Origin of the sequence: Mesorhizobium album, assembly GCF_033977205.1 — a bacterium.
Classification (GTDB): Bacteria; Pseudomonadota; Alphaproteobacteria; order Rhizobiales; family Rhizobiaceae; genus Mesorhizobium; species Mesorhizobium album.
The window spans coordinates 1-26,675 of the sequence record NZ_JAVIIW010000036.1 but is presented as its reverse complement, the minus strand read 5'-3'; the positions used below and the strand labels follow the sequence as shown (position 1 = coordinate 26,675).

Below are 26,675 nucleotides of genomic sequence, written 5' to 3'. Positions count from 1 at the left end.
CGAACATTCGGCACCTGCTTTATCGGCTCCGGACGGAACCCACTGCAGCCAGTTTCCTGGATCGCCTTGACCCACCGCATTGCCTTCCGCTCGTCCCCGCACAATAGTCGGGCCGATGTTGCAGGCGATTGCGAGTCACTGGTCGGAGCTTATTCTTCTGCTGTCCCTGGCGATGGCGGCCGTCGGTATCGTCCATGCCATCATGACGAAGGAGGACGTGCGCGCCGCCACCGGCTGGGTGGGCGTGATGCTCTTGTCGCCCTTCCTCGGCGCCATCATCTATGCCATCGCCGGCATCAACCGCATCCGCCGCGCGACGATCAGCGCTCTGCGGCCCGTCACCGGCGAGGCAGCCGAGGCAGGGCACGACCGCGACGTGGCCATGGAAGCCTTGATCGACGCCCATTACGGTCAGCACTTCATCGGACTGAAGACGCTGGGCGACAGGGTGGCGCGGCGTCCGCTGACCTCTGGCAACACGATCGCCGTGCTCGAAACCGGCGACGAGGCCTATATGGCCATGTGCCAGGCCATCGACGGCGCGCAAAACAGCGTGCTTCTCGAAACCTATATTTTTGACAATGACGCCGTCGGGCAGATGTTCGTCCAATCGCTCTCCGGCGCGGTCAAACGCGGCGTCGCGGTGCGCGTGCTGATCGACGCCGTCGGCGTGCGCTATTCGGTGCCCAGCATTTTGAAGCAGCTCAAGGACGCCGGCGTCGCCGTCCACCTCTTCAATGGCGCCATCGTCATGGGCTTGCGACTTCCCTATGCCAATCTCAGAACCCACAGGAAGATCCTGGTTGTCGACGGCGCGCTGGCGTTCACGGGAGGGATGAACATCCGCAAGGGATTCTCTACCGAATTCGCCGGCTCCGACAGTTCCAGGGACACGCATTTCGAGGTCGCCGGGCCGGTGGTGGCCGACCTGTTCGCGGTGGCGGCCGAGGACTGGCGTTTCGCCGCCAAAGAGGTTTTGAAAAGCGATGTCTGGCAGATCGAAAAACTCCTGCCGCCGCCCGGTCAGCCGATGCTGGTGCGCGCGGTGGCGACAGGGCCAGATGCCTCGAATGAAACCAACCACAAGCTGCTGATGGGAGCGTTCTCGGTCGCGCGCAAATCGATCCGCATCATGTCGCCCTACTTCCTGCCGGATCGGGAGTTCATCAGCTCGCTGACCACGGCGGGCCGGCGCGGCGTCGAGATCGACATCGTCGTGCCAGCGGTGAACAACCTCTTCCTCGTCGACCATGCCATGATGGCGCAGTTCGACCAGGTGCTGAAACACTATTGCCGCGTCTGGCGCCACGAAGGTCCGTTCGACCATTCGAAATTGATGGCGATCGACGGCGTATGGGCCTATGTCGGCTCTTCCAATCTCGATGCCCGGTCGCTGAGGCTGAATTTCGAGATCGACATGGAGATCCTTGATGCCAATTTCGCCGCCGAGATCGAGGCCCGCATCGGCGCCGCAATCGCTTCCGCGCAGCCGGTGACGCTGCAGACACTGAAGGCCCGGCCCTTCGTCGTTCGCGTTTTCGACCGATTGCTGTGGCTGGGATCGCCCTATCTATAGACGAGGAAGACGAGCATCAGAGCAATGGAGAGAAACGGACGCAGCCTTCCGGAGACCGTGCTCCTGTCGATCCGCGGCAGAAATGCACGCAAGGCCATGTCGACGCCGCGCAAGCCGGTCGAGGGCGCCGAGATGGTGGTCGCCTCCTACAACGTCCATAAATGCATCGGCACCGACCGGAAATTCGACCCCGAAAGGACCGCGCGTGTCATCCGCGAAATCAGCCCCGACGTGATTGCGCTGCAGGAGGCCGACAACCGTTTCGGCGACCGCGCCGGGCTGCTCGACCTCAACCATCTCGAAATCGAAACCGGGCTGGTGCCGGTGCCTGTCAGCGGAAACGGCAAGGCGCATGGCTGGCGCGGCAACGTGCTTCTGTTCAAGCGCGGCACGGTGCGCGACGTACACCAGATCAAGCTGCCCGGCCTGGAGCCGCGCGGGGCACTGGTCGCCGAGATCGATCTCGACGAGACACGGGCGCTGCGCGTGATCGCTGCCCATCTCGGCCTCCTGCGCCGTTCGCGCTCGGAACAGGCCCGCGTCGTGCTCGACATCATGAGCAGCGCCGATGAAAGGCCGACGCTTCTGCTCGGCGACCTCAACGAATGGCGGCTGGGCAACCGTTCGGCGCTGAGCACGCTGCACACGACCTTCGGCCCGCCGCCGGCGGTGCCCACCTTCCCATCGGGCCTGCCGGTGCTGGCGCTCGACCGGATCATGGGCAACCGGCACGGCATGGTCTCGGCGGTGGAAGCGCATGACACGCCGCTGTCGCGTGTCGCCTCCGATCACCTGCCGCTCACGGCTTACGTGCATCTGTAGCGGAGCTAGGCGCCGGCCGCCACATGGCTGGCCGTCGGCGCCATCGGCGGCCCGACGATTTCGGCCTCATAGCGGGCGCTCACGCGCTTGAGAGCCTCGATGTCGGGCGGCGTCGCCGGCGGCAATCCTTCCGCCTCCGCCGGCCGGCCGCCGTCGATGAAGACGCCCTCGCCGCCGCCCGGCGTCAGCAGGGTCAGCATCCGCGCCGGCTTGTCGCCTTCGACCACGAAAGTGTGGGGGACGTTTCTCGGCAGGAACACGAATGAGCCCGCGGTGGCCCGGAAGGTGCGATCGCCGCATTTCATCGTCAATTCCCCTTCGAGCACATAGAAGGACTCGTCCTCGCGGTGATGGACGTGCAGCGGCGGCGAGAAGCCCGGCGCAATCAGGGATTCCAGCAGGCCGAAGCCGCCTCCGGTGCTGGCCTCGGTCGCCTTCACCGTCATGCGGTTTCGCAGGAACCAGATCGCCTCCCCCTCATCCGGTCCCAGGAAACGTGCGTCGTCGGCGGTATGGCTGGAGATTGTCATGAAAGCCCCCTTTCAAGGTGTCTGCTGCTATATTGCACTCTTGTGCAATTAATGCACTTCGGTATACTCAGCTTGCATGAATGTCAATCCACACTCCCGCACCGCGCAGAAGCGGCGCACCCGCAAGGCGATCGTCGATGCCGCGATCGCGTTGCTCGCCCGCGGCGAGACGCCGACCGTGAACGACGTGGCGGCCGCCGCCGACGTTTCGCGGCGAACCGTCTATCTCTACTTCCCGAGCTTCGATCAGCTGCTGCTCGATGCGACCGTCGGCGCGCTCAGTCAGGCTTCGGTCGATCGCGCCATCGAGCAGGCGAGCGATGACGGCGAAGCGCGCGTGGAGCATCTGGTCCGCGCGCTGCACCACGTCAGTCCGGAGATCGAAAAGCTCGGCCGCTCGTTGATCAGGCTTACGGTCGATGGAGAGCCGCCAGCGGAGGGCATCCAGCGCCGCGGCTATCGCCGGATCGAATGGATCGAGCAGGCGTTGTCGCCGTTGCGGGACCGGCTGACCCCGGACCGCTGGAACCAGCTCGTCCGGGCGCTTGCCATGGTGATCGGCTGGGAGGCGTTGATCGTCCAACGCGATGTCTGCGGCCTCAACGCGGCGGAGGGCGAGGCCCTGTCGGTGTGGGCGGCGAATGCGCTGGTGCGGGCCGCGCTCGAGGACGAGCGCGATGCCGGCGCCCCGGCATCACGGGGCTAAGGCATGTCTCCCGAAAGTGGGAACCGGTCTCGGGATAAAGACATGCGTAAAATCAAAAACCTAAAGCGCATGGAGCGAATCTGAAAGATCGCGACGCGCTTTAGGAACTCGGAAGACCGGCTTTCGCCAGCATTTCCAGGAACCGGAAGTGATGATCATCCCGCACATAGCGCGGCATAAAGCCGGGACAGACATTGCCCAGGTTGAGATGTGGAAGCTGTGACAGGCAATGATGGACGGCGCGTGAGGCTTCTTCATTGTTGCCGGTCGCTGAAGCAGCGGCCGCCCAATAAAGGGCGCCGCGGACGAAACCCGGCTTTGTCCTGACCACCTTGCGGGCGACTTCGAGCGCCCTACGGTCGTCGCCGCCGGCGAAATGCGCCACAGCCAAACCATGATGACGCCAGAAGTCGATGACATCATGCGCGCCGAGCCGGATAGCCTCATTGGCCTCGCGCAGCGCCTCGCTCACCTGGCCGCGCAGGCCATAGAGCTCGCCAAGATCGCCGTGGCCGCTGGGATAGCTTGGATTGAGGCTGACGGCGTGGCGGCATTCAACGATCGCCTCGTCGATCCGGCCATCATGCAAATACGCAAACGACAGGATGCAACGAGCGATTTCATCGTCAGGGACTGCCCTTACCGAGTCTTCGGCCAGGCGCAGGGCATTGTCGACGTGCTCCTGCTTGGCAGGCAGCGCGCCGAATGCCAGCCCCATGGTCGTCGCGATGGAGAGCGTACGTTTTGCCCGCGCATTTTCGGGCGCAATCAAAAGGGCTTTCTCGGCAAGTTCCTTCGACACCAAGAGCGAATCCCGGGTCATCTCGAAATACTTCATCAGAGCTTCATTCACCAATCTGCGCACTTCGGGGGCGCCCGGCGGGCTCTTGTCGCGAACCTTCCAATTGGTCAGTTGAAGTTCGAGGCTCACCGCCAGCACAACCGACTGCGCGATCCTGTCCTGGAACTCGAGCGCATTTTCCGAGTGGCCGTCGAATTTCTGAGCCCAGACATTGTGGCCACCGGCGGCGTCGACCAGCTGGATGTTTACCCTCAGTTCGTCTCCGGATCTCTGGATGCTGCCGCTGAGCGTATAGCGCGCACGCACGGCACTCTCCTCAGCGTTTTTCTCGAAGGGCGGAAGGCCCGAAAGCACGACATAGTCGGCTACCTCCGAGAGCGCCGTTGTGATGTCATGGACCAGACCCTTGGCGAAAAAGTCATCGCCTCGCTCTCCCGTCAGATTGACGAAGTCGGCGACGCTGATGGATGGGCGCCCCAGGCGCTGGCTGGCAGGGACGCCGTTTGCCGGTTGCTTGGTAGATGGAATATCGGCAGCCGAGAGGGATTGCCAAAGCGCTCGTGTTTCCGGGCTGACATCGACGCCGAATTCCTTCTTCAGGATGCTTCTGCAGGCTTCGAACGTTCGCAGGGCCTTGTCTCGCTGACCGCGGGCAATGAGCAGTTCCATCTTCAGCCGGTAGGATTCTTCCCGCGTCGGCTCCATGGCCAGAATTCGATCCGACACGACCAGCCCGCTTTCAGCGTCCACGAGGCGGGCGAGCTTTTCCAACGACTGAAGCGCGCGGCTCAGCAACCTTTCGCGTTCCAATGCCGCCCAATCGTCGAAAGCATTGCTCCCGAGGTAAAAGCCGTCGAGAAACGGCCCCGTGTAAAGCGCCAGAGTGGTCTCGAGCTCCGACGCGGACCGGGCGGCCGACAGGCCGGCTTCGAAGTCCTCCACATCGACCCGCACCGCATTCGGCCTGATGCCAATCAGCTCCTGGTGGGAATGGATGATATCCATGCCCGCTCGCGACAGATCCCGGCGCAGGACACTGAGCGTTTGCCGCAGACTGTTGCGCGAGTGTTCGCTGTCGCTATCGCCCCACAGCAGGTCGGCCAGCCGCTCCCTTGGCGCCGCCATACCCGGGCAGCGGGCCAGATAAGCGATGATCGCCGCACCTCGCTTTCCGGTCAGCCAAACCGGACCGCCGGCTTCCTTTTCAATCTGGAATCCGCCGAATAGCGAGATATTGCCGACGGCGACGCCGTCCCAACTTACCATGGCTTAACGGGCCCCAGCCTGACGGAATCCTAACTCAAAACTAACGCTTCGCAAACGGTAAGACCGCGCGTTCAAGCGCTGTCGTGACGGCGGATCAACTATAGAACTGCCATGGAGGGCCTAGCGTAGTGGTATGCAGCCGGAGCCGTCGATCGTTCGGCCAAATTTCGGAGAGCTCCTACTACATATGAATTACCCAATTATATCCTTAAATAGAATCGACGTTGGTAATTCTACGGCACACAACAACCATGACTCTAATTACGCGAATCTGGCTTTCTCTAACTATTGTGCTAGCTATTGTTATTACTACCTTGTCTGTACTTGTCAAATTACAGAATGAGGCTGTCTATTCGCAGCTTCTGCGACAGCGCCTTTCGGTCATCGCAGCGGCAACCGCCGCCCCTTTCAGGTCAGTCTCGGAGTTGGGTCTGCCGATCGCTACGATACGCAATGCAGAGGACCTGCTGAACCGGGCCTCTCAGACAGACCCAGCCATTTCCAACATCGTGTTGCTCGATCCATCGGGCAAGGTCGTCTGGTCAGTGTCGGACGAACCCATTCCATTCACCGCACGGCAAATGGGGCGCGCCATGGAAGAGGGCTCAAATGGCATGTGGGATCTTGAGACAGCAGCCGCATTGGTCAGCGGCGCGAGCATACTGGACGAGAGCGGTGAACCGTCAGGTGCGTTAGCAGTCATTTACCCGACGGAGGAATTGCGCACGCACAATAGCCTGATCAGTTCGCAGATTCGGATGTCGGCGGTGGCGCTCCTGGCCGCATTCTCGGCACTGGCCTACGTTGCGTTGCGCTACCGGCTGCGTGCGACCGTTCGAACCCTCGACGATATCGCCAGCCACGCCGAAGATGACACCATAGTGGCGGCCCGCGATTTTGCCGATTTTCACACCGCGCTTGTCGCCGGCACCGCAAAATACCGCATGGCACTGGCGAACCTTACGGCGCTGATGCCAGCCGACCGCGCAGGCAGTCCACCGGCAGGCGTGCAGAGCGCTGACGTGATCTCGGTTCCTGACTGCCCCATGGCTATTGCAGTATCGCGGCGGCTCACGCTGCTCATTGCCGCCCTGGTATTGGGGGTAACCGTGTCGCTCGGCGCCCTCGCCTACCGGAGCATAGATCAATCCTTCGCCCCCGAACTTGAAAGACGTACAAAGCTTATCGGCACCATAGCCAATGACGCCATCGCCCGCACGCTCAAGGCCGGCGTGTCGCTCGACATGATGGTTGGGGGACGGGATTTCTTCATATCCCTGCTTCACGACTTTCCCGAAATCTCCAACTTCGCGCTTGTCACCAACCGCCCTATCCTGGAGGTGGGCGATGGGCCCCCGACGCCTACGATGCTTGAGACCGGGACCGTGGTACCGATCGTCGTCGACGGCAAGGCGATCGCCAAACTCGTCGTCATCAAGAATGCCGGCTACCTGTCGCGCGAGTTCCGGGATGTGGTTCTCGACCTCCTGGTCGTAACTCTGGTCACAATTCTTTTGGCGGTCGAGCTGGTCTCGGTCATGACCAACCACTCGCTGGCCGGACCGCTGAACCGCCTCGACTATATTCTGAAGCTACAGGCGGCCGGTGATTTCTCCCGCAGCATACTGGCACACGGGATCAGCGCCGTCGATCGGCTGGGCCAAGCCCTTTCTTTGAGGGCGGAGCGGCTTGGGGCAATGATGGCGGCCGTTCGTGGACTGCCCGATGGCAACCGCGCGCTGCAACTGGAACCAGGTCTCGTCATCCCGGCCGGCAGGCCGTTGATCATGAGGTTCTGCAGCCTCAGCGATGTGCGGCTTCCCCTCTTCCTGATCGCAGCGGCCGACTCCTTTTCGCTGTCGTTCTTTTCGCTTTATGTCCGCGACGCTGACAACCCGTTGACCTGGCTCAATCCAGGCATCGTCATCAGCTTACCGCTGGCCGCCTATCTCATCGCCATCGTTGCCGGTTCACCCTACGCGCGACCGCTATCCAAGCGCTTTGGCCACCGCAGTCTGTTCCTGTTTGCCGCGATCCCAGCGGCTCTCGCCAACATCGGCTACTTTATTTCCAGCAACGTAGTGGAAATCATCTTTTTCAGTGTTCTCAGCGGCATCGGTTATGCCTTTGCTTCGCTCTCCTGCCAAGACTACGTCATCGACGCTGCCCCAAAGGAGCAACGCGGCCAGGCGCTCGGCCTGTTCCATGTGGCACTGTTTGGCGGCTTTTATGCCGGAACTGCATTGGGCGGCGTGATGGCCGACCGCCTGGGCGAGCGAAGTGTATTCCTGGTCTGCGCAGCTTTGATCCTGACTTCGGCTGCCATGATCACCCAGATGCTGCCCGCAGCCAGCCACGTTTCGGCGACGGTCAAAACGGGCGACCGCGCCAGCCTGGGGCAGTTGCTTGGAACGATGGCTGACGGGAAATTCGCGACACTGCTGTTTGGCATCATCCTGCCCCAGACGATCCTCGATCAGGTCTTCATCTCGTACCTGCTGTCGCTGCAGATGAATGCACTGGGCGCCTCCGCAGCCGATACCGGACGGATGATGATGATCTATTTTCTCATGGTCATCCTGTCGGGGTCGCTTTACGGACGGCTGCCGGCGGACAAGGTCCCGGCTGTGATGATCACCATAGCCGGAGCGCTGCTTGGCGGAGTGACGCTGCTCGCGGCGGCGGCGGTTACCACCGGCTGGACCATGGTAACTGCCGCAATCGGAACCGGTCTCGGCTACGGGCTGGTGACCGGGCCGCGGACGGCCACGGTGCTGGAATTGGCGGAAGGTCGGCTGGCCCATATCGGCTCGGAAAGACTCCTCGGCACGGTAAGGGTCATGGAGCGACTCGGCAGCGTGGCGGGCCTGATCGTCATTGCCGGCGTCGCAGGAAGGTTTGGCTACTCCGCCGGAATGGGCCTCATCGCCGTTTTGGTCCTGGCCGGCGTTGGCACGTATTTCATCCACCACGTGGCGAGCCTCGGCTTGCCGATCATCGACGGGAGGAAAGCATGAAATTCGCAAATCGCATGTTGATCGGGGCCGTTTTGGCTGCTTGCGTCGTTCTCCCGCCTCGGGCGGAAGCGGCGAAGAAGACTGTCGTGATGATCACCTGGCTTGGCTGCGAGGATGTCTGCAAAGGCCTGAAGGATTCGCTCGCGGAAAAGAAAGTCGATGTCAGCTTCATCGTTGACGATGCGGCACAGGACAAGGGCAAGCTGCCCGGCTTCATCACGGACGCACGCCAGCGCAAGGCCGACGTCGTGGTCACCTGGGGCACAAAGACCACACTCGGCATGGTCGGCACGTTGAAGGACCGGCAGAATCCCGAACTTCTCAACGACATCCCAGTGGTGTTCACTGTCGTGGCCGACCCGGTCGGGGCGGGCATCATCGAGAGCTACGACAAAACCGGCCGCGCCAATGTGACCGGCACCCGAAACAGGGTCCCCGAAAGCGTCAATATCAAGAGCATCAAGCGCTACCTGCCGAGCTTCGACCATCTGGGTCTCCTGTTCGATCGCAGCGAGCCCAACTCCGTGAAAAAGATGGAAGAACTGACGGCGTTGTCGCAGAAAATGAAGTTCGCTTTCGACGCCTTGCCGCTCCAGACACTCCCCGACGGCACACCGGATCCCGCCAAGCTTCCTGACGCCGCCGCCCAGTTGAAACGTGCCGGCGTGCAGTTCGTCTATCTGGGTTCAAGCACGTTCCTGGAGAAGAACGCCGACGCCTTCACCAAGGCTGCCGTGGCTAACGGCCTGCCAGTGCTCAGTCCGTATGAGCATATGGTCAGCGAGTCCCAAGCGCTGATGTCGGTGGCTGCCCGCGACTATGACGTTGGCAAGCTTGCGGGAGACCAAGTGGCCAAGATCCTGACGGAAAACGCCAAGCCCGGCGACATGCCGGTCGTAGCTATCGACAAGTTTGCCTATCTGGTGAACATGAAAGTTGCCAAGCAGCTCAACCTGTTTCCGCCGGTCGAGTTCCTGCAATTTGTGGAGAAGGTGGAGTAGCTTTGGGAGGAATTGCCTGCCTCCTTCTCCAAATTCTAACTCAAAACTAACGCTGTGGAACTTCCGGGGGCCCGCCTCCAAGCGCTGCCGTGACGGTAGATCAGTTAGATTTCGCTGAATTAGTTGTGTCTGAAACCTGTCATGGGTTTCCGCCCGGAGTACAGCGAATGTCGAAGCTCAGAGCCAACTTGCTGTTCCTGCTTGCGGACGCCGCCTTCTGTCGCGCACAGGCGCGCGACAGACTTCCTGCGTCGCCGGACCGGCAAGCCGGAAAGCGCGCCCACTCGTTGCTGCGGCTGGCGACGCTCGCGGCCGCGGCACTCTGGGGACCGACCGTGCATGCCGCCGACGTCGGTGCCGCAAAGATGAATGTCGACGTCGCGGTCGTCTTCGCCGTCGACTTCTCCTCCTCGATCGACCCCAAGATCGCCGATCTACAGCGTGAGGGCCATGCCGCAGCGCTCACCTCGCCCGAGATCATCCGCGCTATCTCCCAGAATTACATTGGCTGCATCGGCGTGGCCTATTTCGAATGGTCGAGTCCCGGCCACTCACACACCGTGCTGCCGTGGACCCGCATCTGCGGCCTGGAAGACGCCAAGGCAGCGGCGGCGGTGATCAGAAGCAAAGGCGACACCGGATATCTTCGTCGAGGCAGAAGCGGAACATCGGTTTCGGCTGCCATCGATGTCGGAAGCCTTCTGCTCGACCAGTTCCCGGGCAATGCGATGAAGAAGGTGATCGACATCTCTTCCAATGGCGAGAACAACGACGGGCTTCCCGTCCAACCCAGCAGGGTGAATGCCATTGCCAGGGGATACACGATCAATGCGATCGTCATTCCACCGGCGGACGAGGACCCCAGGCAGCCGCTTGCGTCCTATTTTGCGCAGTCCGTCATCGGCGGCTCCCAGGCCTTCGTGATGTCACCGACGGGACCGCGCGACTACATCACGGCGCTGCGCCGCAAGCTGGTGACGGAAGTCAGCATGAACGTGAACGCGCTCATTTCGGCAACGGGCATTCAATAGGCCTGCGGTCGCGTTTTTAATCAGCATGCCGCCGCGCCCGATGCGGATGCGGGCGCCGGCCGCCCTACCCTTCCCTCAGCCACACCAGCATCTCGCCGGGATCGCGATTGTCCCAGGCGAAATAGGGAACCGCCTTGAGCTTCGTCTCCTCGGTCGCCGGCGGCTCGGTACGGTAGAGATCGCTGCCCCAGTGCTCCGCCTCGGCCCGGCTGCCGATCGCCGAGAGTGTGACGATGCCGCCGAGCAGGTTCGGTTCTTCATGCGCCTCCAATTTGGCCTCGCGCGGCAGGGCGATGCGGTGCAGCCCGCCGCCATTGTCGGTCTCCTCGACGCAGTAGATCAGCGGGCCGCGGGCCAGCGCCACGCGGCCGATATCCTGGCGCACCTGCGGGTTGGCGAAGAGCCTGGACATCGACATTTCGAGGTCGAGCTCGACCCGGTCGCCCTGGCGCCATTCGCGCCGGATCGCGGCATAGCCGTCGCTTGTCACCGCATCGAGATCGACCAACTTGCCGTTCACTTGCAGCGCCGCGTTGCGGCACCAGGCGGGTATGCGCAGGCAAAGCGTAAACTCCACCGGCGTCTCGGCCTCGATATCGATCGCGACTGCGCCCTCCCATGGATAGTTGCTGGTCTGGACCAGGCTGACCGACCGGCCGGCGATCTCGAAGCGGGCCGTCGAGTCGCCGTGGAGATGCACGGCCAGCGCATCGTCGGCGAGGCCGTAGAAATAGCTGCCGATGGAGGCCACCATGCGGCCGACATTGGGCGGGCAGCAGGGGCAGCGGTGCCACTTCCAGCGGTGGTGGCCGCCCCGGCTTTCCAGCGGATTCTCGTAGAAGAACAGCGAGCCGTCGAGCGACAGGCCCGAGATCGAGCCGTTGTAGAGCGCGCGCTCCATCATGTCGGCATAGCGGGCGTTCGGGCCCATGCCGAGCATGCGGCTTGCCCAGAACACCAGACCGACCGAGGCGCAGGTCTCGGCATAGGCGGTCTCGTTCGGCAGGTCGTAGTCGCTGGTAAAGCCCTCGTTGTGCGCCGACGGCCCGATGCCTCCTGTGACGTAGAGGCTTTTCGTCGTGAGATCGTCCCAGAGCCGCTCGAGCGCGACCTTCAGCGTGTCGTCGCCATATTCGGTCGCGATGTCAGCCATGCCGGAATAGAGATACATCGCCCTGACCGCGTGACCAACGACCTTGTCCTGCTCGCGCACCGGCTTATGCGACTGGTTGTACTCGTAGGTCTTGAAATGATAGGCCTTCGGGTCGGCACCGCGCGCGCGCGCCTCCTCGTCGAAATAATGCGGCTGCTGGCCACGCTGGTCGATGAAGTATTTTGCCAGCTTCATATATTTGCCGTTGCCGGTGACGCGGGCGAGCTTGACCAGCGCCAGCTCGATCTCCTCATGGCCGCAATAGCCCTTCCGCTTGCCGGGCTCCGGTCCGAAGGTGTCGGCGATGTGGTCGGCGTAGCGGCTCATGATGTCGAGCAACTTGCGTTTTCCCGTCGCCTGAAAGTAAGCGACCGCGCCCTCGATCAGATGACCGGCGCAGTAGAGCTCATGGCAGTCGCGCAGATTGGTCCAGCGCAGGCTGGGCTGGATGCGCTGGTACCAACTCGACAGGTAGCCGTCCTCCTGCTGCAGCTTGCCGTACATGTCGATGACGGCGTCGATCTTCTTTTCGAGATCCGGGTTGCGGCGCCGGTAGAGCGAATAGGCCGCGGTCTCGATGGTCTTGCCCCAGTCGGAGTCCCAGAACATCTGGGTGGTTACCGTCGAGCCGGTGAACTCGGCGCCCTGGGTGTCCGCCTCGTCCGGCGACGGCGAATGGAAGGGAATGACGACGCCCGGCGAAGGCCGCTCCGGGTCGATCTGCTCCAGCATCCGCGCCTCGACGCAGCGGTCGTAGAGGATGCCGGCGGTCTTGGTTGCCACCGCATCGACGCGGTCGCCCCAGAAGCCGCGGACATCGACCTGCGGCACCGGCAACGGCCGGAAGGCGAGCTTCGGCTTGGCAAAGGTGCCGATCTGCGTGGCGGGTTGCGGTGCGGTCATAGCGTCACTCCATTCGAATTATTTGACGGCCCCGGCCATGAGGCCGCGGATGTAGAAGCGCTGCAGCGCCAGGAACAGGATCAGGCAGGGCACCATCATCACCGTGACGCCCGCCTGCACCGCGCCCCAGTCGATGGCGCCGAAGCGGCCGGACTGGAGCGCGGTCATCATCACCGGCAGGGTGAACTTGGACTGGTCGGTCATCAGCACGAGGGCCGCCAGGAATTCGTTCCAGGCGCCGAGGAAGGCAAACAGCGCGATGGTGACGACGCCCGGCCAGACCAGCGGCAGCATCACCTTGACCAGCATGGTGACGTTGTTGGCGCCGTCCATCCGCGCGGCCTCCTCGATCTCGCGCGGCACGGCGTCGAAGGCGTTGCGCATCATGAAGATCGAGAAGGGCAGCTGCAGCGTGACGTAGACGCAGACCAGCCCCGTCAGCGTGTTGTGGAGGCCGAGCCTCGTCAGCACCAGGAAGATCGGCGTCAGGATCGACTGGAACGGGATCATGATCGTCGATAGGATGAGGACGAAGAAGAAATCCCGGAAAGGAAAGCGGAAGCGCGAGAAGCCGTAGCCGGCGAGCACGCTTACCAGCACCGACAACAGCACCGTCATCACCGAGACGTAGATGCTGTTTTGCGCCGAGGCCCAGAGCCCGTCGCCGAAGGTGTTCAGCGTCTTGTAATTCTCGACCGAGAAGCCGGTGGTCGGCCAGGGCGGCAGCGGCGGCTGGCGCGCTTCCTGCGCCGGCTTGAAGGTGGAGAGCACCGTCCACACGATCGGCGCCAAAAACAGCACCGAGGCGATCATGCCGGTGGAATGCCTGGCGAAGAGGAAGGCCGCCTTGCGGTTCTGCGACATCGCCTCGGCCATCAGTCGAGCCCCTCGGGCTTGCGCAGCAGCCAGAGCTGGATGAGGCTGAGCGCCACCAGGATGACCAGCAGCACCATGGAGAGCGCGGCGCCGTAGCCCAGTTTGAACGACACGAAAGACTGGTTGAAGATCCAGTAGACCGCCGTCAGCGTCTGGTTGCGCGGGCCGCCGCGCAGGATGATGTAGAACTGGTCGAAGGCGAGGATCGAGCCCGCCACCGACAGGATCAGCGCCAGCGCCAGCGTGCGGCGCATCAGCGGCAGGGTGATCGCCCTGAACCTGGCGAACGGCCCTGCCCCATCGATGACGGCGGCCTCCTGCAGGTCCTGCGGGATCGACTGCAGGCCGGTCATCAGGATGATCATGGTGAAGCCGGCGACCTTCCAGACCACCATGGCGATGATCGACCAGAAGGCCGGCTGGAAGGTGGCCAGCAGATTGACCTTCTTCTCGGTCAGGCCGAGGTCGAAGGCGGCGGGGCTGAACAGGCCCGAGTCAACGTTGAGCAGCCACGACCAGAGCAGGCTCGCCGAGGCGAAGCCCACCACCGCCGGCATGAAGAAGGCGGTGCGGTAGAGATTGGTGAGCGGCCGCGGCCGCTCGATGAAGATCGCCAGCGGAAAGGCGACGGCGAAGATCGCGATGGTGACGATCACCGTGTAATAGGTGGTGAATTTGAGCGCGTTCCAGAAGCGGATATCGCGCAGGATCGCGAAATAATTGTCGAGGCCGATGAAGGCATGCTCGCCCATCAGCGGCCAGTTGTTGAGCGACATCCAGGCCGTCATGCCGAGCGGGATGACGAAGAAGACGGTGACGAAGGCGACGGCCGGCAAGACATAGAGCAGGCCCACCCATTGCCGCCGGCTGACGCCGACGAGTCTTTGGGCGCGGGCGGGTGCGGAGGCGGCGGTGATGGCGGTCATGGCTGGGCCTCCCTTTCTCCCCTTGTGGGAGAAGGTGTCGCCGAAGGCGACGGATGAGGGGTGTTCCAGCGGAGTGAGACGCTGGTGTTCCCTGGAACACCCCTCATCCGTCTCGGCGCTGCGCGCCGATCCACCTTCTCCCACAAGGGGAGAAGGGGGAGCGAACCTCGCGGCGCCTCTGATTGGATGCTAGTGCGAATGAGCTTTCTCAACGCGTCAGTCCCTGCCATTCAGCGATGCAGTGCCCGGCCGCCCGGCCAGGGAGACGGGGCGGGCGGCCGGTCAGAGCCTTGGCGGCGAGGCGTTGCGCGATCCCGCCGCCGGCTGGCCCTGGTGTTACTTGTTCGGCGCCTGATCGATGATCGACTGCATGGTCTCCTGCGCGTTCGAAATAGCGCCGTCGACATCGTCGCCGAAGAACACCTCGTTGACCATCTGCGTCCACGGGCCGTTGGCGGAGTTGATCAGGTCGTTGAACACCACCGTGTAGGGCGTGCGGCCCTTGGCCATCGCTTCGGCCGCCACCTGGTAGCGCGGATCGAGATCCTTCAGCGCGTCCTTGGCGATGTCGCCGCGCACCGGCAGGCTGCCGTATTTGGCAAGGATGGTCTGGCCTTCCAGCGAATAGGCAAAGTCCAAGAACTCCTTAACCACGGCGATCTTCTTGGTGCCCTTGGTGACGACGAAATTATCGCCGCCGGCAAAGGACGACCAGCCGCCATCCTTGCCTGGCAGGAAGGTGATGCCGTAGTCGACGTCCGGATATTGGGTATTCAGCGCGCCGATGGCGAAGGCGCCGGACGGCGAAATACCGATCTTGCCGCCGGCGAAGGCGGCGAAGAAGTTGGCGCCGGTGTCGGTCTGCGCGCCTTCGGGCACCAGGCCCTTCTTCACCATCGAGCGGTAAAAGTCGATCGCGCCGCGCAGCTGCGGGCTGTCCAGCGTCGCCTTCGAACCGTCCTCGGAGAGGATGTCGCCGCCCGAGGCCCAGATCAGCGGCGTGAAGGTGAAGATGTTGCAGCCGCCGCAATTGCCGGAGAAGTAGAAGCCCTTGATGTCGCCGCCGAGCGCGTTGACCTTCTCGGCGTCGGCCTCGATCTCGGCCCAGGTCTTCGGCCCCTTCTCGGGGTCGAGGCCTGCCTGCTTGAACAGCTTCTTGTTCCAGATCAGCACCGAACTATCGGCCGAGAACGGCAGGCCGTAGATGTGGCCCTTATAGGTGCCGGTCTTCACATGCGCCGGCGAGAGGCTGGAAAAATAGGGCAAGGATTTCGCCCAGTCGGTGATGTCCTCCAGCTGGCCGGCGGCGGCGAAAGACGGCGTGTAGATCAGGTCGAGCGATAGCGCATCGGGCGCGGTGCCGCCGGCGGCCGCCGCGCCGTATTTCGGGATGATCTCGGCGTTCGGAATGATGTCGAGCTTGATCTGGTCCTTATGCGCCTTGTTGAAGGCGTCGACGATGCGCGGCATGAAATTCGAGCCGTCGGCGCGCACCCAGATGTTGGCGGTCTCGGCGGACGCCGCCTGCAGGCCGCCGCCGATCACGGCCGCGGCCAAAGCCAGCTTGGCAAACATGGTCTTCACGATATTCCTCCTCATGGTTCTCCTCCCGGTTTGGCCGTTGCGTGGCGGCCGTTTCGTTCGATGCCTCAGCCGCCCGGCGGACGGCCGCATGACTGACGCACCACCAGCCGGCACGGCAGTTTCCTGATGCCCGGCGCGGCCGGCTGGCCGCCCACGAGCGAAAGCAAAGCAAGCCCGGCCTCGCGGCCGAGCGTCGAAAGATTCATGTCGACCGAGGTGAGCGGCGGTCGCGTCGCCTCGGCCACGATCTCCCAGTTGTCGAAGCCGATGACGCCGACATCGTCGGGCACGCGGATGCCGCGTTCGCGCAGCGCGTCGATGACGCCGCGCGCGATCTGGTCGTTGCCGCAGAAGACGGCATCCGGCCACCCTTCCCTGCCCGCCTTGCCGAACAGCTTTGCCACCGCATCGTGGCCCCAGGCTTCCGACCACTGCCCAAGCAGCGGCTCGCCGACGGGCAAGCCGTGCTCTTCGAGCACGTCCCGGTAGGCCTGCGCCCGCGTATGCACCACCGCGAAGCTCTCCGGGCCGCTGACATGGGCGATGCGGCGACGCCCGAGCCGCAAGAGATGCTCGACCGCCAGCCGCGCGCCGCCGGCATCGTCGGAGACGAGGCCGACTGCGCCGGGATCGGGCTGGGTGAAGGCATAGACGACGGGCACGCGCAGGTTGGAGAGGTCGACCGGCAGGTGGCGGTCGATGCGTTTTCCGGTGGCGATGATGCCGTCGACGCGCTTGTCGAGCATGGCCTCGACATGCAGCTGGCCGAGCCGCGTGTCGTCCTCGACATTGCACAGGAACACCGACACGCCGTTGTCGACCAGCGCATCCGAAACGCCGGCCATCAGCGGCAGCGAGAAGCGGCCATAAGTATCGTTGGTGAGCAGGCCGACGGTAAAGCTCCGCTTACGAAGAAGGCTCTGCGCCAGGCTGTTCGGCCGGAAGCCGAGCAGCCGCGCCGTCTCGCGGATGCGCTCGCGCGTCTCGGCGGTCATCCGCCCCTGCCCGTTCAACGCCTTCGACGCCGTCGCCACGCTGACCCCGGCCGCAGCCGCCACCTCGCGCAGCGTGACCGGCGGCTTGGCGGAAACTGGCGCTGGCTCGGCGTCGGCGGACATGGGCGCGGCGGATTCCCTGAGCTGGGAAAAGGTTTTCTCTTATCGCCCTGCGCGGTGATGACGGGTGAGGTCAGCACGTGCCGGGCGATTTGGGAAAAGGTTTTCTCAAGGGGGAGACTAGGGGAAGGTGGCGGGGTTGGCAAGGGGGATGGGCAATAGTAGGCGGCGGCTGTCCCTCAATGTCGCCTTGCGGCGGGGCAATCAGTCACAGGCCGGGAGCCGCCACATTCGTACACGACCGGTGCCACGCAGTTCCGTTTCCCCGAGCGGGTCGCAAGCAAAATCCGGTCCGAGCAATTGGTGGGTTGCATCCGAAATACGGATTTCATCAGGCTCCGCGGCCTTTTGAATACGCGCCGCGAGATTGACGGTGTCGCCCCACAGGTCATAGACAAACCGCCTTTTGCCTATGACGCCCGCCACGATCGGTCCGGAGTGAATTCCAATTCTGAGACTTAGCGGTTCGCCGGCGAAGCGCTCTCGCCTGGCCGCCTCCCGCAGCTCAAGCGCATAGTTCGCAAGGGCTTGCGCATGATCGGATCGCGCGGTGGGCAGGCCAGCGACCGCCATGACACAATCGCCGATGGTCTTGATCTTTTCGCAGCCGTGTTGTTCCGAGAGCAGATCCGCCGCCTTGAAGAAGTAATTCAAGATTGCGAGCGTCGTCGTGGCTCCGACGCTCCGCGCCCTTTCCGTAAAGCCGACGATGTCGGCAAAAAGCACGCTGACCTCCGCGTGGTTGTCTGCAATTTGCTCGTCCGCTTTCAGCCGCTCCGCGATCGACGCGGGAAGAATGTTGAGGAGCAGGGATTCGGCGCGCCGGTATTCGCGCGACAAACCCTCCTGGCTCTCCCTCAATGCCTCGTTCGTCGACTGCAGCTTCGCATTGAGTTCACGCTCCCTCTCCTGCAGCAGCGTCATTTCATAAGCCTTCTGTTGAAGCCGCTGCTGGTTGTCGCGTTCGGGAGTGGCGTCGAGAAAGAGCAGCCACACCGAGCCGCCGTCGCCAAAGAGATGAAGGTCCGCGACACGCCCGCCAGGCAGTTCCACCATGGGCATTTGATATGGAAGCTCCGCGCAAGGAAGCAGCCCTTCCATGAATTCAAGCTGATCGGCAACGGGCTTGCCAATGCGAAGCGACGAGAGCCCGTAATGTTCAATGTTGCCGCCCTTCGCAACTATGTATTGGCGGGCGTCAATTTTCAGGTATGCGGCAGAGCGCTCATTATAGAAGAAATCGTATATCCAGCTTCTGACTTCTTTCGGCACTCTGGGCATGGTCTACTTGGCGACCATCGAAGCAAGCTGACGAAACGCATCATCAACATGTTCGCCCGAAAGCGCGCTTGTCAGATAGATTTGCCATCCACGTTGCTTCAGTTCGTCAATCTCACCATCCGATATCGCCCACCGATCGGCCAGATCGGATTTGTTGAACAGCAATACGAACGGCATGGCGCCGAATTCGGCCTCGGCCCGCTCGCGCAGCGTGAGCGCCACGGCAAGAGTAGCGGGCCGGGTTCCATCGACGACAAGCACCAGCCCGGTCGCGCCTCGTACATAGCTGACGCGGAATGAACCGATATCGTCTTCGCCGGCCAGATCCCACAAAATCAGGTCCACTGTCTTGTCCGGAAACGCGACGCTTTTCTTGTCGATCTTCACGCCGACCGTGGTCAGGTAGTTTTCCGAGAAGATGCTTTGGACAAACCTGCGCACCAGGCTCGTCTTGCCGACAGCGAACCCGCCCAACATGCAGATCTTTTTTTGCAGCATCCTGGGCTCCGCACTACTCCAGGTTCACCGTAACCGAAACCCGGCGATTGGTGGAGTTCCCAGTTCGACTATTTTCATTTTCGGGCACCGCCGGCTCAAAGGTGCCGGCGCCCCGAACCAGCAGCAGTTCCGGAGCGACGCCGCGCTTGTTGAGAAGCGCGCGAACTGTCTCGGCGCGGGCGGCGCTGATCGATGCGTTGGCCGTCTCACGGCCCGTTGTGTCCGAATGGCCGGTCAACATGAACCGCGCTGTCACGCCTGCCTTGCGGGCATTTTCGGCGAATTCCTTCAACTGATCAGCCAATCTGTCGAGCACCGGCGTCTGCTCCGGTCCCGGGACAACTCTACCGGAAGAGAAGAAAATATCGGTCGTCTGGATGGCCTCTCGCAAATGATTAAGTTCTGCAAGGTTCAACTCGCGCAGCTGCGAGACATCCAGAACCACTCCGTCCGCAGAAAGTTGGTCGGCGGCGGCCTGCGCCCGGCTGATCCAGCCGGCAGGAGCCTCGCCCACGACAACGATGCGACCCTGGACGATCGAAAGCCGAACAGATTTCGGCGGGGACAGCGACGCCGTCAGCCGCTTCACCACGAACTTCGGATCAAGACTCTGATAGAATTGCCACTGTGAATGAACGCGGGCAGGATCAACCTCCGTTCCGGACAGCAGAGCTTGCGGGTCGGCGGCAAGAGGGTCTCTCAGACCGGAAATGTAGAAATGTCCGCCCCTCGCCGTTTGTTGAGCAACGATGATTCCCGGTTGGGCCTCAAGTCGCGACACATAATACTGCCAATGCTCCGCCGCGCGTGCATCGGGGCTCACATCACGAACCTTGGAGATGTCGAACTCCGGTCCGCCTACTGAAAGCTGTCGTGCCGCTGCGCGCGCCCGATCTATCCAGGTGTCGGGAGCCTCACCCTCGGCAACGATGCGGTCGTTGACGATCGAAAGTCGCACTGTATCCGTCGGATACAGCGACGCCGTCAGCCGCTTCAACACGAACTCCGGCTCAAGGCTCTGATAGAATCGCCAGCTTGCATGAACACGAGCGGGATCGACCTGCGTCCCGGACAGCAGCGACTGCGGGTCGACGGCAAGCGGGTCTCTCAGGCCGGTAATATAGAATTGGCCATCGCGCACATTCTGTTGGGCGACGATGATGCCGGGCTGCGTCTCCAGTCGCGACACATAGGCCTGCCAGCGCTCCTCTGGGCTCACATCACGGACCCCGGAGATGTCGAAGACCGGGCCGCCGGCTGAAAGCTGCTGGGCGGCGGCCCGCGCCCGGTTGATCCACGCAGTGGTGGCCTCGCCCGCGGCAACGATGCGATCATTGACTACCGAAAGCCGCACCGAATCCGGCGGCGCCAGCGACGCCGTCAGCCGCTTCAGCACGAACTGCGGCTCAAGACTCTGGTAGAATTGCCAGCTTGCATGAATACGCGCGGGATCGACCTGCGTTCCGGCCAACAGCGACTGCGGGTCGGCGGCAAGCGGGTCCCTCAGACCGGTAATATAGAATTGGCCGTCGCGCACATTCTGATCGGCGACGATGATGCCAGGCTGGGTCTCCAGTCGCGACACATAGGCCTGCCAGCGCTCCTCGGCGCTCACATCGCGGACCCCGGAGATGTCGAAGACCGGGCCGCCTGCCGAAAGCTGCTGGGCAGCGGCCCGCGCCCGGTTGATCCACGTGGTGGTCGCCTCACCCTCGGCGACGATGCGACCATCGACGACCGAGAGTTGTACCGAATCCGGCGGCGCCAGCGACGCCGTCAGCCGCTTCAGCACGAATTCCGGCTCGAGGCTCTGATAGAATTGCCACTGCGAATGAACGCGGGCGGGATCGACCTCCGTTCCCGACAACAGCGACTGCGGGTCGGCGGCGAGCGGGTCTCTCAGGCCGGCAATGTAGAACTGGCCGCCGCGTTTTTTTTGTTCGGAAACGACGATCCCCGGCTGGGTCGCCAGTCGCGACAGATAGGTCTGCCAGCGCTGCCCGGCTTGCCAGGAAAGAAAGAACCAGGCGCCTGCCGCAGTCAGAATCAGCAGGGCTGCCGTCACCACCAGCCACGGGAATCCCTCTTTTGAATCCGTATGCTGCAGCTCGACGCAGGTCTGCAACTGGGTCTCTACGCCGGGCAACTGCGAGGTGTCCCCGTCGAAGCGCTCCAAAGCCTGCGAGGACTGATCATGGATGCGAAGCAATACGTCGCGGATTACGTCGTGCAACTCCTCCGGCGGATTTCCCCTGATCACCGCAACCAGCGTCGCAAACGGTCCGACTTCCGACCAGAGGCGAAGCTCTCCGAACCGGATGGTGTCCAGGCCGCTGTTTTCTTTCTCGTTGAACGAGTCCTTCACAAAATCCTGGATTGCGCTGAGCATCGAGGAAATCAGTTGAGGGTCTTCGCTGGTCGCGTTTTCGGCTGTTACATGCGCGATCAAAAGCCCGGAGCTGCGGCTGATGAGAAAGACATGCTCCACGCGATAGACGAGAGAATGCTTGAGAACGACTTCGGAGAAGCTTGTTCCCGTTCTCCAGGCCTCAAATCTCCACTTGAGGCCATGCCAGGTAAATATATGCCTTAAAGATTCATTCAGCGACTGGAAGGTCTGGTCAATCTTTTCGCCAATCGACTTGCGAATGGCCGGCAGAAACACCGGATACAATATATCCGTCAGTGTGTGCGGGTTCTTCTGGATGGACCGTTGCGCAGCCCTTTCGACGGCCGGCGCGAGGGCCTCGCCGAGTTGCATATGAGACGCGCGCGCGGTCGCGTCGGGGAGAACGTTCCCTACAGCGGCCGCAAGCTGCTCAGGTTCGTCGAGCAGGTGCGTAACGCGTGAAAGTTCCGAGATTTCGCCGCCGACGAGCAGTTGGCGAAGCTTTTCCAGCCGATGATCGGCGGCTGGCACGCCTTCGTAAAGCGCATGGTTGTCCGGATCGACGTTCCGGGCAATTTCCACCAAAAGGCGGGCCAAAGCCTCGCGATCAATCCCGGTATCGTTCGAAGCTGGGCTTTGAGGAAGGCTGATTGGTTCGACGCTCGACGCCAACTTCCGATCAACTCACTTTCCAGCCACGCTCCGAATTGCCCTTGCTGCCGACGGGATCCTGATTGAGACATTTCGCGACCTCGACAAACAGGCCGGCCAAAAGATTTCGGTCGGTCTTGACGTTGCTGAGGTCGGAAAAGATCTTCTCCATCAGCATTTGAGCGCTTTCATTCTTTTGCTTGATTTCCTCGCGCAGCAAATGGTCGCTTCTGTTCATGCGATCCGCTATTTCGCGCTCGAGCTCGCTCAATTGATCAGACAAAGCGCGCACCTGCTTTTCAAGCGCCTGATTTTGATCGCGAAGATTGCGGTCGATCTCCTTGTCGGCCTCGGCTCGCACATCTTTTTCGTTCCGCAACTGCGTCGCCAGCGAGTCAACCTGCTTCTTGGCATTCGACTCGTAGGTCTCAAGATTGCGCTTGGCCTCGGATTCGACATCCTTGAACCGCTGCAGGAACCGTTCCTCAAGTTTGGAGAAGCGGCGATCATAGTCCTGCATCTGATTGCCGAACAGCAGATCGCGTATCTTGTCGACACCTGGAGCGTCACCGCCGGGCCCGCCCTCGCGCGCTTGGGGGGCCATAAAGTTCAGCCCGTTTCCCTCTGCATTACCTATCAGATTTGCTTCCGCTTTGCTTGCTGAAGAAGCGGCCGTCGAAGATTCCTTAGCCATCACTATGCCCCAATTGCCCAGTGTAAAACTTGGAAACGCGAAATTATGTCAGACAAATACCCGGCCCGCAAGCTGGAATCCTCTTGGCTTAAGCCGATTCATGCTTCCCTTGTTCCTCTCTTGGACTAGCAACGAATGCACTAGTTCTGATTGGCGTCTCTCGCGCACCTCTTCGCGAAAGCGGAAATAACCAGATAGTCTAATTGACAATTTGGCGCAATATCCTATTGAGTTTAGTAATACACGTTACCTATAGATAATGCACGAAATAAGTCGCTCAAAGTCTTTAGACGCATCGCAATTCGATGATCTATCGGCGCACATGCCGTAGCACACCCGGTTCCGATCCCCGTTGAGCCAATCTTTCCTCGCCCGATGCGCCGATTGGCTCGCGGAGCTGAACGCCGCGCGTGAGGACGGCCCCCTGCCCGGTTCTGCCTTGGCAGGTGCGGATTGACGCTGACCTACACCTTCCTGAAAAATCCCGACAAAATATTCGGCCCCACCTCCCCAGGCCGCAGCCTGATGCCGTCCTCGAAGCCGTTCAGCGTCACGCAGTCGAAGCCGTTATGCGCGAGCAGCGCCACCAGCGAGTCGCGGTCGAAATGGTGCAGGTGCTCGTTGGGGAGGCGCATGCGCCAGGTTTGGAACCAGGCGTCGCCGTCGGCGCCAAGCTCACGCCAACGGCAGTAAGGGACGGCGACGGCCAGGTGCCGGGTCTGAAGCCGACTAAGGAAACCCAGATCCGGGATGTGTTCAAGCACGTCGAACATGGCGACGAGATCCCACGAGCTGGCGAGCGCCTCATCCCAATCGACAAAGCGGACACCCGTGGGCAGCGGAAACTCAGCGATATCGCAGCCGGCGCAATCGGCGACGCCGGTTATTTTCGCGGCTTCGATAAATGTGCCGGTGCCGTATCCAATTTCCAGCACGGACCGAGGAATCTCGCCGGTTACTCCCAGCACCCAGCCAAGCCGCTGATAGCCGAGCTTGATGGTCCGGTCGCTCAGGTCCTCGTAATAGGAAATATATTGCTTGTCGTACTTGATCGGCGTGAAGTCGATCTGGTGGATCACGCCAAACCGATCCACCTCGTAGTTGTCCAACATTGCCCTGCTGTGCCCTCCGGAGCCCGGATTCTTACAGAGCGGAGCGGGATGCCTCGTCTGCTTATTCCACGAGGGGTTGTTGCACAGGCTTTTCGGCCTCGTGCACCTTTCCGGCCTGCGTCAGTCGCGCCATGGCCGCGGTCATCTGGTTGTAGAGCTCGACGAAACCTGCCGGCGGCATCGCCAGTTGTCCGACAACGACGCGGTTGACGTTCTGGCTGTCTCCGGCATCGACGCGATCCGAATAGAGCGTAAGGCGCAGCACGTCCTGGCGAAAGCTTATGGCAAGCGCGCCATCGCAAAAAATCTCCGGCGCGTCGGGCCGGTCGATGATCTTTTCAGCGCGCTGGTCCATATCGGCCCTCTTTGCCCTTGCCTGATTTCGATCGCGCGCGACCGGTGTTGATCGCGCAGGAACGATCGGGGGCAAGATGCCCCCGATCACTGTTTGGACGAGATTTGCGCACAGCTCGTCAAACGAGGAAGATGCTGGCGTCCGGATGAGTCTGGTTGTTCATCGCGTCGAAGGCGTTGGCGATATCCTCGATCCCCGGTTGGCCGGACAGGCCGAAGTTGGAGGTTGGGGCGCCGGTGTCGTTAAGGACGTCCCGCACTGCGGCGCTCACCTCGTCCGGCTGGAGCGTGTGGTCGTGGTTCGCGTCAATCTGATTGAGAATAGAGATGATGGCCGGGTTCGAACTGGTCGCCGCGGAGAAACTGAAATTGAGTTCCGGTTTACCGCCGGGGCCGTCAGGCACGGCGGTGACGGCAGCTGAGAGAAACGCCGCCGCCGAGGAGCGTTCGAGGTGGTTCACGCCACCACCCTTGGCCCCCAACGCATCCGCGATTGAGGGCGTCCCGTGTATCTTGTTCAGGTCCACGAAACCGAAGATGGTCTCAAAGGAGGTGTTGGAGTTCCAGCCCGGATGGAACTCACCCAACTCCTGATTCAAGATATCGATGTGGTTCTTCCAGAAGCCAGGCGTCAAGCCCTGGCCCGGCGGTGGCAGGAAGTTGGTGAAGTCGTTGCCGGTGTCAACGCCGCCGCTGCCTGGATTGTCGACCGTCTGCACGAGAATGCCGGTCTGCTGGGAGCCGGTCGGCACCACCTCGTAGATGCTCTTGCCGACATCGGCCAGCGTCAGCCCGCCGATCGACCAGTTGCCGCTGGCGTCGGTCGTCGTCGAAAGGTCGCCGGCGTCAAACACGTGGTTGCCGTTCTCGTCGATGAAGATCGTCACCGGACCATGCGTCCAGGCGACGTCGTCCGCCGTCTTGCCGTCGCCGGTCAGGTCCTCGTACTTGGTGCCGGAGACCGAGAAGTTGCGGAAGTTGGTGAAGTCGTTGCCGGTGTCGGTGCCGCCGCTGCCGGGGTTGTCGACGGTCTGCACCAGCACGCCGGTCTCTTCGGAGCCGCCGGGCACAACCTCATAGATGCTCTTGCCGACATCGGCCAGCGTCAGCCCGCCGATCGACCAGTTGCCGCTGGCGTCGGTCGTCGTCGTGCGGTCGCCCAAGCTCAGATCGCCGCTGTTGTCGTCGTCGATGAAGATCGTCACCGGACCATGCGTCCAGGCGACGTCGTCCGCCGTCTTGCCGTCGCCGGTCAGGTCCTCGTACTTGGTGCCGGAGACAGAGAAGTTGCGGAAGTTGGTGAAGTCGTTGCCGGTGTCGGTGCCGCCGCTGCCGGGGTTGTCGATGGTCTGCACCAGCACGCCGGTCTCTTCGGAGCCGCCGGGCACGACCTCGTAGATGCTCTTGCCGACATCGGCCAGCGTCAGCCCGCCGATCGACCAGTTGCCGCTGGCGTCGGTCGTCGTCGTGCGGTCGCCCGCGCTCAGGTCGCCGCTGTTGTCGTCGTCGATGAAGATCGTCACCGGACCGTGCGACCAGGCGATGTCGTCCGCGGTCTTGCCATCGCCGGTCAGGTCCTCGTACTTCATGCCCGAGATCGAGAAGTTGCGGAAGTTGGTGAAGTCGTTGCCGGTGTCGGTGCCGCCGCTGCCGGGGTTGTCGATGGTCTGCACCAGCACGCCGGTCTCTTCGGAGCCGCCGGGCACCACCTCGTAGATGCTCTTGCCGACATCGGCCAGCGTCAGCCCGCCGATCGACCAGTTGCCGCTGGCGTCGGTCGTCGTCGTGCGGTCGCCCGCGCTCAGGTCGCCGCTGTTGTCGTCGTCGATGAAGATCGTCACCGGACCGTGCGACCAGGCGATGTCGTCCGCGGTCTTGCCGTCGCCGGTAAGGTCCTCGTACTTCGTGCCCGAGATGTCGAACTTCTCGAAGTTGGCGAAGTCGAGCCCGGTCTGGTCGTGGCCCGAGGTGCCGTCGATGGTGTAGCCGGCCGCTCCGACCGTCTGCACATAGCCGCCCGGCAGGACCTCGTAGACCTTGTCTCCGGCGACCGTGTAGTCGAGGCCGGTGAACGACCAGGTGCCGTCGGCCGCCGTCGTCGTCGACAGGTCGCCGGCCGTCAGCGTGCCGGAGCCGTCCTTGTCGATGAAGATGGTGACGCCGGCCAGCGGGGTGTCGTCGGCCGTGACGCCGTCGCCGGTGATGTCGGTGTACTTGGTGCCGGAGATGTCGAACTTCTCGAAGTTGGCGAAGTCGAGGCCCGTCTGGTCGTGGCCAGAGGTGCCGTCGATGGTGTAGCCGGCCGCTCCGACCGTCTGCACATAGCCGCCCGGCAGGACCTCGTAGACCTTGTCTCCGGCGACCGTGTAGTCGAGGCCGGTGAACGAC

Annotated in this window: 20 protein-coding genes; 6 read left to right on the top strand and 14 right to left on the bottom strand. The window is 62.4% G+C overall.

The features are described 5' to 3' along the window. The first annotated feature begins 115 nt into the window (after window positions 1–115). Together RFN28_RS25180 and RFN28_RS25175 are read left to right on the top strand one after the other, a co-directional pair. Window positions 116–1,576 carry a phospholipase D-like domain-containing protein gene (locus RFN28_RS25180; RefSeq protein WP_320289883.1) on the top strand — a complete coding sequence of 487 codons (1,461 nt, stop codon included), beginning with the start codon at window positions 116–118 and terminating at the stop codon, window positions 1,574–1,576. 24 nt (window positions 1,577–1,600) lie between these two features. Beyond that, entirely contained in the window at window positions 1,601–2,398 is a 798-nt protein-coding gene (locus RFN28_RS25175; protein ID WP_320289882.1) for an endonuclease/exonuclease/phosphatase family protein, read from the top strand. A gap of 5 nt (window positions 2,399–2,403) precedes the next feature. Here RFN28_RS25175 and RFN28_RS25170 read toward each other — a convergent pair whose 3' ends face one another. Then, the gene (locus RFN28_RS25170) at window positions 2,404–2,928 is read right to left on the bottom strand and encodes a quercetin 2,3-dioxygenase (RefSeq protein ID WP_320289881.1); all 525 of its coding nucleotides are present in this window, start codon (window positions 2,926–2,928) and stop codon (window positions 2,404–2,406) included. 76 nt (window positions 2,929–3,004) lie between these two features. Between RFN28_RS25170 and RFN28_RS25165 the strand changes: the two genes are divergently transcribed. Further along, window positions 3,005–3,634 (top strand): TetR/AcrR family transcriptional regulator, encoded by a 630-nt coding sequence (locus tag RFN28_RS25165; RefSeq protein WP_320289880.1) that lies wholly within the window; start codon window positions 3,005–3,007, stop codon window positions 3,632–3,634. Window positions 3,635–3,734: 100 nt separating this feature from the next. Here the strand turns inward: RFN28_RS25165 and RFN28_RS25160 are convergent, their stop codons facing one another. Then, a complete protein-coding gene (locus RFN28_RS25160) occupies window positions 3,735–5,702 on the bottom strand; it encodes a BTAD domain-containing putative transcriptional regulator (protein ID WP_320289879.1) in 1,968 nt (655 codons plus the stop codon). 425 nt (window positions 5,703–6,127) lie between these two features. Here RFN28_RS25160 and RFN28_RS25155 point away from each other — a divergent pair, with 425 nt between their 5' ends. The 3 genes from RFN28_RS25155 to RFN28_RS25145 all read left to right on the top strand — a co-directional run bounded on the left by RFN28_RS25155 (window position 6,128) and on the right by RFN28_RS25145 (window position 10,751). Beyond that, window positions 6,128–8,719: an MFS transporter gene (locus RFN28_RS25155; RefSeq protein WP_320289878.1), complete on the top strand. Its 2,592-nt coding sequence runs from the start codon at window positions 6,128–6,130 to the stop codon at window positions 8,717–8,719. Further along, window positions 8,716–9,720: an ABC transporter substrate-binding protein gene (locus RFN28_RS25150; RefSeq protein WP_320289877.1), complete on the top strand. Its 1,005-nt coding sequence runs from the start codon at window positions 8,716–8,718 to the stop codon at window positions 9,718–9,720. Before RFN28_RS25155 ends, RFN28_RS25150 begins: the two co-directional genes overlap by 4 nt. Before the next feature lie 167 nt (window positions 9,721–9,887). Further along, entirely contained in the window at window positions 9,888–10,751 is an 864-nt protein-coding gene (locus RFN28_RS25145; RefSeq protein WP_320289876.1) for a DUF1194 domain-containing protein, read from the top strand. Between the two features lie 64 nt (window positions 10,752–10,815). On the opposite strand, the gene RFN28_RS25140 is transcribed toward RFN28_RS25145, so the two are convergent. The 12 genes from RFN28_RS25140 to RFN28_RS25085 all read right to left on the bottom strand — a co-directional run. After that, window positions 10,816–12,807, bottom strand: coding sequence for a glycoside hydrolase family 127 protein (locus RFN28_RS25140; RefSeq protein ID WP_320289875.1), 1,992 nt, complete (start codon window positions 12,805–12,807; stop codon window positions 10,816–10,818). A gap of 18 nt (window positions 12,808–12,825) precedes the next feature. Further along, complete coding sequence (locus RFN28_RS25135) at window positions 12,826–13,683, bottom strand: carbohydrate ABC transporter permease (protein ID WP_320289874.1); 858 nt, start codon at window positions 13,681–13,683, stop codon at window positions 12,826–12,828. After that, window positions 13,683–14,609, bottom strand: a complete 927-nt coding sequence (locus RFN28_RS25130) for a carbohydrate ABC transporter permease (protein ID WP_320289873.1) — start codon at window positions 14,607–14,609, stop codon at window positions 13,683–13,685. Before RFN28_RS25130 ends, RFN28_RS25135 begins: the two co-directional genes overlap by 1 nt. Before the next feature lie 336 nt (window positions 14,610–14,945). Continuing rightward, on the bottom strand, window positions 14,946–16,184 hold the full coding sequence (locus tag RFN28_RS25125) for an ABC transporter substrate-binding protein (protein WP_430678838.1): 1,239 nt from the start codon (window positions 16,182–16,184) through the stop codon (window positions 14,946–14,948). A 74-nt stretch (window positions 16,185–16,258) separates the two neighbouring features. Further along, window positions 16,259–17,311, bottom strand: a complete 1,053-nt coding sequence (locus tag RFN28_RS25120) for a LacI family DNA-binding transcriptional regulator (RefSeq protein WP_320289871.1) — start codon at window positions 17,309–17,311, stop codon at window positions 16,259–16,261. A 201-nt stretch (window positions 17,312–17,512) separates the two neighbouring features. Further along, window positions 17,513–18,589, bottom strand: a complete 1,077-nt coding sequence (locus RFN28_RS25115; RefSeq protein ID WP_320289870.1) for an adenylate/guanylate cyclase domain-containing protein — start codon at window positions 18,587–18,589, stop codon at window positions 17,513–17,515. A gap of 3 nt (window positions 18,590–18,592) precedes the next feature. Then, complete coding sequence (locus RFN28_RS25110) at window positions 18,593–19,087, bottom strand: Rab family GTPase (RefSeq protein ID WP_320289869.1); 495 nt, start codon at window positions 19,085–19,087, stop codon at window positions 18,593–18,595. Window positions 19,088–19,100: 13 nt separating this feature from the next. Next, complete coding sequence (locus tag RFN28_RS25105; RefSeq protein ID WP_320289868.1) at window positions 19,101–22,148, bottom strand: OmpA family protein; 3,048 nt, start codon at window positions 22,146–22,148, stop codon at window positions 19,101–19,103. 7 nt (window positions 22,149–22,155) lie between these two features. Continuing rightward, window positions 22,156–22,821, bottom strand: coding sequence for a hypothetical protein (locus RFN28_RS25100; RefSeq protein ID WP_320289867.1), 666 nt, complete (start codon window positions 22,819–22,821; stop codon window positions 22,156–22,158). A gap of 464 nt (window positions 22,822–23,285) precedes the next feature. Next, window positions 23,286–23,933 carry a class I SAM-dependent methyltransferase gene (locus RFN28_RS25095; protein WP_320289866.1) on the bottom strand — a complete coding sequence of 216 codons (648 nt, stop codon included), beginning with the start codon at window positions 23,931–23,933 and terminating at the stop codon, window positions 23,286–23,288. 61 nt (window positions 23,934–23,994) lie between these two features. Then, window positions 23,995–24,288, bottom strand: a complete 294-nt coding sequence (locus RFN28_RS25090; RefSeq protein WP_320289865.1) for a hypothetical protein — start codon at window positions 24,286–24,288, stop codon at window positions 23,995–23,997. 118 nt (window positions 24,289–24,406) lie between these two features. Beyond that, window positions 24,407–26,675: hypothetical protein (locus tag RFN28_RS25085; protein WP_320289864.1), on the bottom strand; the 2,269-nt coding region annotated here is incomplete at its 5' end.